The sequence below is a fragment of the Alkalilacustris brevis genome, from assembly GCF_003350345.1.
Taxonomy (GTDB): Bacteria; Pseudomonadota; Alphaproteobacteria; order Rhodobacterales; family Rhodobacteraceae; genus Alkalilacustris; species Alkalilacustris brevis.
The window spans coordinates 50627-57780 of the sequence record NZ_QNVJ01000088.1 but is presented as its reverse complement, the minus strand read 5'-3'; the positions used below and the strand labels follow the sequence as shown (position 1 = coordinate 57780).

Sequence of the window (7154 nt, the reverse complement as noted above, 5' to 3'; positions counted from 1 at the left end):
CACGTTACAAGATGTGAGGCGTCTGAAGCGCCCGCCGGGATGGAGGGGGACCGTCGCCCCGGTTGGGCGGCGTAAGCCCCCGGAATGGCAGGCGCGGCCCGGCGGGCCCTGTGGCGGGGTGGTGTGTTGTGCAGAGGCCTTTACCCCGCCGCCGGCGCGCAGGCGCGGCCCGCGATGCGGGTCTCCAGGATCGCGCGGTCATCGCCCATCATGATGGTGGGAAAAAGCGCCTCCCATAAATCTTCCGCGCGGGCCTCGCGTTGCGCAATCGCAGGGGTCGAGGCCAGATCGACCACGATCAGGTCGGCCTCCATGCCCACGGCGATGTTGCCCACATGGCCGTCGATTCCCAGCACCCGCGCCGCGCCCACGGTCGCCAGCCACCACAGTTGTGCCGGGTGCAGCGCAGTGCCCCGCAGCTGGCCGATCTCATAGGCCGCGGCCATGCTGCGCAGCATCGAAAAGGATGAGCCCCCGCCGGTATCGGTGGCCAGCCCCACCGCCAGCCCCTCGGCGCGAAGCCCGGCCATGTCGAACAGGCCCGATCCGATGAAGGTGTTCGAGGTCGGACAATGCGCCACGCCGGCGCCGGCTTCGACCAGCCGGGCACGCTCGCGCGGGGTCAGGTGGATGGCATGGCCAAAGATCGCGCCGTGCCCCAGCAGGCCGAATTGCTCATAGACATCCAGGTAATCGCGCGCCTGCGGGAACAGTTCGGCCACCCAGGCGATTTCGTCGGTCTGTTCCGACAGGTGTGTCTGCATCGGGCAATCGGGGTGTTCGGCCCAGAGCGCCCCCAGCGCCTCGAGCTGCGCGGGGCTGGAGGTCGGCGCGAAACGGGGCGTGATCACATAGGAGAGCCGCCCCTGCCCATGCCAGCGCGCGATCAGCGCCTTCGATTCGTCGTATGCGCGCGCGGGCGTGTCGCACAGTGCGTCGGGGGCGTTGCGGTCCATGCAGGTCTTGCCGGCCAGCACGCGCATGCCGCGCGCCTGCGCGGCCTGCATGAAGGCATCGACCGAGCCGGGATGCGAGGTGGCATAGGAGCACAGGCTGGTGGTGCCATGCGACAGCGCCAGATCAAGGCTCAGCCGCGCCACGGCCCGCGCATGGCACTTATCGGCAAAGCGTATCTCCTCGGGAAAGGTGTATTGCTCCAGCCAGTCGATCAGCTGCTTGCCCCAACTGGCGATGATGCCCGCCTGCGGGTAATGCATGTGGCAGTCGATGAACCCCGCCGAGATCAGCGCCTGCCCGTAATCGCGCAGCGTTGCCTGCGGCCAGGCGGTGCGCATCTCGTCGGCCGGCCCAACCGCCCGGATCATGCCCCGGTCGATCAGCACGGCGCCGCGCCGCTCGATGCGGGCGGCATCAGGACCATCGGTGAATGGGTCGCCGGCAAAGCGCAGCACCTGCCCCAGCAGAAGTTCCATCATGAACTGATCCCTTGAACGCCCCGGTCCGGCGGGGCAGGGTAGTGCGGAACCGCGCGATGCGGAAGGCCCCGGCGCAGCTGCCACGGGCCCCGAGCCGCGCACAGGCAGGGGCGACAGGAACGGGGTGACAGGCACATGCGGCTCAAGCAGCCGGAACTGATCGCGCAGAAGGCCAGGATGCGCGTGACGGCCCAGGCCCGTCGCGCCGAGGCTCACGCCGCCGTGCCTGCCGGAGCCGCGGCGGCGGTGCTGGCGGATGCCGTGGCGCCAGAGGCGGGGCGCGTGCTCTCAGGCTACATGCCCATGCGCAGCGAGGCCGACCCGATCCCCGCCATGGCCGCGCATGATGGCCCCGTCTGTGTGCCGGTGATCGCCGCGCGCAACCAGCCGCTGCGCTTTCGCGCCTGGGCGCCGGACGCTTTGATGCAGCCCGGCCCCTTCGGCGCGCAGGTGCCGGTCGCGGGCGCCTGGCTCACACCCGAGGTGCTGATCGTGCCGCTGCTGGCTTTCGATGCGCGTGGCTACCGGCTGGGCTATGGCGGCGGCTATTACGACCGCACGCTTCAGGCGCTGCGGGCCTCGGGCGGGCGCGTCCTGGCGATCGGCTTTGCCTATGCCGCGCAGGAGGTGGCGCGCGTGCCTGTCGAGCCGACTGACGAGCCGCTCGACATGATCGTCACCGAGGACGGGCTGCTGCATTGCCGTTGACGCCACATGTCGCCGCCGCCGCTCTCGCAGGCCTGAAACCGCTTGCACCGGTCCCGCGCCGCGCGTAACTCCGGCCCATGCGACTGTTGTTTCTAGGCGATGTGATGGGGCGCGCGGGGCGCGCGGCGGTGGCCGGGCATCTGCCCCGGCTGCGGCAGGAATGGCGGCTGGATTTCGTGGTGGTGAATGGCGAGAACGCCTCTGGCGGCGCCGGGCTGACGCCCGATCACGCGAAACTGCTGCTCGACGCGGGCGCTGACTGCCTGACGCTGGGCGATCACGCCTTCGACCAGAAGGCGATGCTCGAACATGTCGAGAAGGAGCCGCGCATCCTGCGCCCGCTCAACTATGCCAAGGCCGCGCCGGGCCGCGGCGCGCGGGTCTTCGACGCCCCCGGCGGGCGCAAGGTGCTGGTGGCACAGGTGCTGGGGCAGGTCTTCATGCGCCGCCCGTTCGACGATCCCTTCTCGGCCATCGATTCGGTGCTGCGCGCGCATCCGCGCGGCGGCATGGTCCAGGCCGCGCTGATCGACATGCATTGCGAGGCCACGTCCGAGAAAATGGCCATGGGCCACTGGTGCGATGGCCGCGCCAGCGTGGTGGTGGGCACGCATACCCATATTCCCACCGCCGATGCCCAGATCCTGCCCGGCGGCACCGCCTATCTTTCCGATGCCGGCATGTGCGGCGATTACAACTCGGTCATCGGCATGGACAAGGCCGAGCCGATGCGCCGCTTCATCACCGGCATGGGCAAGACCCGGTTCGAGCCCGCCCTGGGCGAGGCCACGCTCTCGGGCCTCTTCGTCGAGACCGACGATGCCACCGGCGCCGCGAAACGCCTGTCTATGGTGCGTCTGGGCGGCCGGCTCGAGCCCGCCAGCCCCAACCCCAACCCAAACCCCTGAGCCTGCCTTCTTCTTGGTCGAAGTATCCCCGCCGGAGGCATCCTGCCGCAGGCAGGACAGAGGCCGGCCATGCCGGCCGCGCCGCTTGCGGCGCCTCTGCGGCTGGACAGGCTTGCGACAGGGCTTGCGATGGGGCCGCATTTCGCGATGATTGCGTCCCGCGCCGCCCCCCTGCGGCCCGCCGCCCTGCCAGAACGAAGGAAACGATGATCGGCATTGAGTTTTCTGCGCAGACCGAGGCAATCATCGCCCTGGCGATCGTGGCGGGGATGTTCGCCATGTTCGTGCGCGAGGTCTTCCCCGTCGAGGTCACCGCCCTGACGGGGGCGGTGCTGATGATCGTGCTGGGCATCCTGCCTTATGACGCCGCGCTGGGGGTGATGACCAATCACGCGCCCTGGACAATCGCCGCACTTTTCATCGTGGTCGGCGGGCTGGTGCGCACCGGCGCGCTTGACTGGATCACCCAGCTTGCCGCCCGCCACATCAAGGAACGCCCCCTGCGCACGTTGGCCGCGCTGGCGCTGACGGTGGTGGGGATGTCGGCCTTCATGAACAACACGCCCATCGTGGTGGTGATGATCCCGGTCTTCATGCAATTGTCGAAACAGTTGCAGATCAAGCCCTCCAAGGTACTGATCCCGCTCAGCTATCTGTCGATCTTCGGCGGTACGATCACGCTTCTGGGCACTTCGACCAACCTGCTGGTCGATGGGGTCGCGCGCGGCTACGGGCTGGCCCCCTTCACCATTTTCGAGATCACCCCGATCGGGCTGGTGGTGGCGGCGGTGGGCATGGCCTATCTGGCGCTGTTTGCCCGCCACCTGCTGCCCGACCGGACCTCGATGAGCGCGCTCATTCCCGACCGTTCGCGCATGAAATTCTTCACCGAGGTCGCGGTGCCCGAGGGCTCGTCGCTGGCGGGCAAGGCGCTCGACGAGGTCGATATCTTCCGCCGCGAGGGGGCGCGGGTGATCGACGTGCTGCGCGGCGATGCCTCGCTGCGGCGCGATCTGGCCGGCGTTACCCTGCAGGAGGGCGACCGCGTGGTGCTGCGCACGCCGATGTCCGAGGTGCTGGGCCTGCAAAGCCATCGCGATGTGAAGGTCGTGGACAAGCTGTCCTCGGTGCGCACGGCCACGGTCGAGGCGCTGATCACGCCGGGCTGCCGCATGGTCGGGCGCAAGCTGGGCGATCTGCGCCTGCGCCGCCGCTACGGCGTCTATCCGCTGGCCGTGCACCGCCGCAATCAGAACATCGGCCGCCAGCTTGATGATCTGGTGGTGCAGGTGGGCGACACGCTGCTGCTGGAAGGCGCGCCCGAGGACATCCAGCGCCTCGCCGCCGACATGGACATGGTCGATGTCGGCCAGCCCTCGGAAAAGCCCTTCCGCCGCCGCCACGCGCCCATCGTGCTTGCCGTGCTGGCGGGGATCGTGGTGCTTTCGGCGCTGGGGGTGGCGCCGATCGTGGTGCTGGCCTTCATCGGCGTGGCCATCGTGCTGGTGACGCGCTGCATCGACGCCGAAGAGGCTTTCGGCTTCATCGACGGGCGGCTGCTGGCGCTGATCTTCTCCATGCTTTCGGTCGGTGCGGGGCTGGAGCATTCCGGCGCCGCGCGCATGGTGGCCGAGGCCGCCGCGCCCTGGCTTCTGGGCATGTCGCCCTTTCTGCTGGTGCTGTCGGTCTACCTGATGACCTGGGTCATGACCGAACTCGTGACCAACAACGCCGTCGCGGTGATCCTGACCCCGATCACCATCGGGGTGGCCGTGGCTGTCGGGGTCGATCCGCGGCCGCTGGTGGTGGCGGTGATGGTGGCGGCCTCGGCCAGTTTCGCCACGCCCATCGGCTACCAGACCAACACGCTGGTCTACGGTCCCGGCGGCTATCGGTTCACCGATTTCATGCGCATCGGCATTCCGCTGAATCTTGTGATGGCGGTGACGGTCAGCCTTGTGATACCGCTGATCTGGCCGTTGTAGGAACACGTGGATGCGCGGGCGGTGCGTGCCGCCGCGCCCCGTTGCCGTTCAGGAGGTAGGATCATGCGCCGCATCTTTTATTCCGTTTACGCCAGGCCGCTGCGGATGATGGCGCTTGGCCTCGGGCTGGTGGGCGGGCTGGCCGCCTGCGCGCCAGCCGGCGATCCGGTGCCGCGCGACGCCGCGCTGACGCGCGACATGCTGAGCGTGACGATGTCGGACGGACAGCGTTGCTTCGGGCCGCGCCCCGCCGAGGCCACGGCGCAGGGCTGGCAGGGGCGGCTTGAGGGCTGCTCGGCCGCCTACGCCTACGAGGTGCGGCTCGACCCGCGCTCGAATCCGCTGCGCGAGATCATCGGCGCGATCTTCGCCGCGCTCACCCTCGATGACCAACTGGCCGAGGTGGCCGAGGTCGGGATCACCGGCGCGGACGGGCGGCGGTATGTCTTTGCCTCGCCACCCCCGATCGAGGATTGAGCGCGTCCCTGCCAGCCCCCGGATGCGCCGGATGACTGGACGGGCACGCCGCGGGGCGCTATGCCCGCCGGCAAATCGGGATCGTAGCAGTAGCAGGAGGTGCGGCAGATGACGCGGGCATTGGTGTTTCCGGGGCAGGGGGCGCAGACCATCGGCATGGGCAAGGCCCTGGCCGAAACCTGGCCAGAGGCGCGCGCCGTCTTCGACGAGGTCGATGCGGCGCTGGGCGAGAAGCTCTCGTCGCTGATCTGGGAGGGCGAGGCCGAGGATCTGACCCTGACTGCCAACGCCCAGCCCGCACTGATGGCCACCTCGCTGGCGGCCATGGCGGCCTTGCTCGCGGAAGGGTTCACGCTGGATCAGGCAGGCTTCGTCGCCGGGCATTCGCTGGGCGAGTATTCGGCGCTCTGCGCCGCCGGGGCGCTGTCGCTGTCAGACACTGCACGGCTCTTGCGTCTGCGTGGCCAGGCGATGCAGCAGGCCGTGCCGGTTGGCGAGGGGGCGATGGCGGCAGTGCTGGGCCTCGATGTCGCCGCGGTCGAGGCGCTGGCGGCAGATGCCGCGCAGGGCGAGGTTTGCGAGGCCGCGAATGATAACGACCCCGCGCAGGTGGTGGTATCGGGCGCGCGCGCCGCGGTCGAGCGTGCAGTGGACCTGGCCAAGGAACGCGGCGCGAAACGCGCGCTGCTGCTGCCTGTCTCCGCCCCGTTCCATTGCGCGCTGATGCAGCCGGCCGCCGAGGCGATGCAGGCCGCGCTGGCCGAGGTGGAAATCAGCGCGCCCGCCGTGCCGCTGGTGGCCAATGTGAAGGCCGAGGCCGTGACCGACCCGGACGAGATCCGCGCGCTGCTGGTGGCGCAGGTCACGGGCCGCGTGCGCTGGCGCGAAAGCGTGGCCTGGATGGCGGCGCAGGGCGTCACCGAGTTCTGGGAGGTCGGTGCGGGCAAGGCGCTGTCAGGCATGATCCGCCGCATCGCGCGCGAGGCCGAGACCCGCGCCATCGGCACGCCCGAGGATGTGCGCGCCGCCCTGGGGCAATGACGGCGGGGGCGGGGGGCGCGGCGGTGACGCTGGCGCCCTACGCGCCGGCGCGTCACCGTGATCTGCTGGCTGCCTGGGTCGAGGCGCCGCATGTGGCGCGCTGGTGGGGGCCGCCCGAGGCACGGCGCGAGATCGTCGCCGAGGCGCCGCTGGAGCACGGCGCGCTGATCGAGATGGACGGCCGCCCGGTGGGTTATATCTGCTGGCAGCGCCCGACCCAGGCCGAACTGGCCGAGGCCGGGCTGGAGAGCTTGCGCACCGACATGCGCGACCCCGATGCGCTGATCGATATCGACCTGTGCATCGGCGAGGCCGCGGCGCTGGGGCAGGGCGCAGGTTCGGCCGCGTTGCGGCAACTGGCCGAGCGGCTTCTTGCGGAAGGGTTCGAGCGGCTGATGCTGGCCACCTCGGTGGAGAACGCGGCCACGCAGCGCGCCGCGCGCCGCGCCGGTTTCAGGCCCGCGCGGCGGTTTTGCGAAGACTGGTATGGCGAGATGTGGCTGTTTCTGCGGGATGCAGAGGCTGGCTGAGCACAGTGCCTGTGGCAGCGCCGGGGGGCTGTCTGCCCCCCGGACCCCCCGAGGATATTTTCACCACAG

The 7154-nt window shown here is 69.8% G+C and carries 7 protein-coding genes; 6 read left to right on the top strand and 1 reads right to left on the bottom strand.

Going from position 1 to position 7154, the window contains the following annotated elements:
* Positions 1–140 precede the first annotated feature (140 nt).
* Positions 141–1436: a guanine deaminase gene (gene guaD / locus DQ229_RS14205; RefSeq protein WP_114966916.1), complete on the bottom strand. Its 1296-nt coding sequence runs from the start codon at positions 1434–1436 to the stop codon at positions 141–143.
* Between the two features lie 135 nt (positions 1437–1571).
* On the opposite strand from guaD, the gene DQ229_RS14200 reads away from it, so the two are divergent.
* The 6 genes from DQ229_RS14200 to DQ229_RS14175 all read left to right on the top strand — a co-directional run bounded on the left by DQ229_RS14200 (position 1572) and on the right by DQ229_RS14175 (position 7085).
* Complete coding sequence (locus tag DQ229_RS14200) at positions 1572–2144, top strand: 5-formyltetrahydrofolate cyclo-ligase (RefSeq protein WP_238381093.1); 573 nt, start codon at positions 1572–1574, stop codon at positions 2142–2144.
* 77 nt (positions 2145–2221) lie between these two features.
* Complete coding sequence (locus DQ229_RS14195; protein WP_114966915.1) at positions 2222–3052, top strand: TIGR00282 family metallophosphoesterase; 831 nt, start codon at positions 2222–2224, stop codon at positions 3050–3052.
* A gap of 206 nt (positions 3053–3258) precedes the next feature.
* Positions 3259–5037, top strand: a complete 1779-nt coding sequence (locus DQ229_RS14190) for an SLC13 family permease (protein WP_114966914.1) — start codon at positions 3259–3261, stop codon at positions 5035–5037.
* A gap of 63 nt (positions 5038–5100) precedes the next feature.
* Entirely contained in the window at positions 5101–5514 is a 414-nt protein-coding gene (locus tag DQ229_RS14185) for a hypothetical protein (RefSeq protein ID WP_114966913.1), read from the top strand.
* Between the two features lie 108 nt (positions 5515–5622).
* Positions 5623–6555, top strand: coding sequence for an ACP S-malonyltransferase (gene fabD / locus DQ229_RS14180; RefSeq protein WP_114966912.1), 933 nt, complete (start codon positions 5623–5625; stop codon positions 6553–6555).
* Positions 6552–7085 (top strand): GNAT family N-acetyltransferase, encoded by a 534-nt coding sequence (locus DQ229_RS14175; RefSeq protein WP_114966911.1) that lies wholly within the window; start codon positions 6552–6554, stop codon positions 7083–7085. The genes fabD and DQ229_RS14175 overlap by 4 nt, the downstream gene beginning before the upstream one ends.
* The last annotated feature ends 69 nt before the right edge of the window (positions 7086–7154 follow it).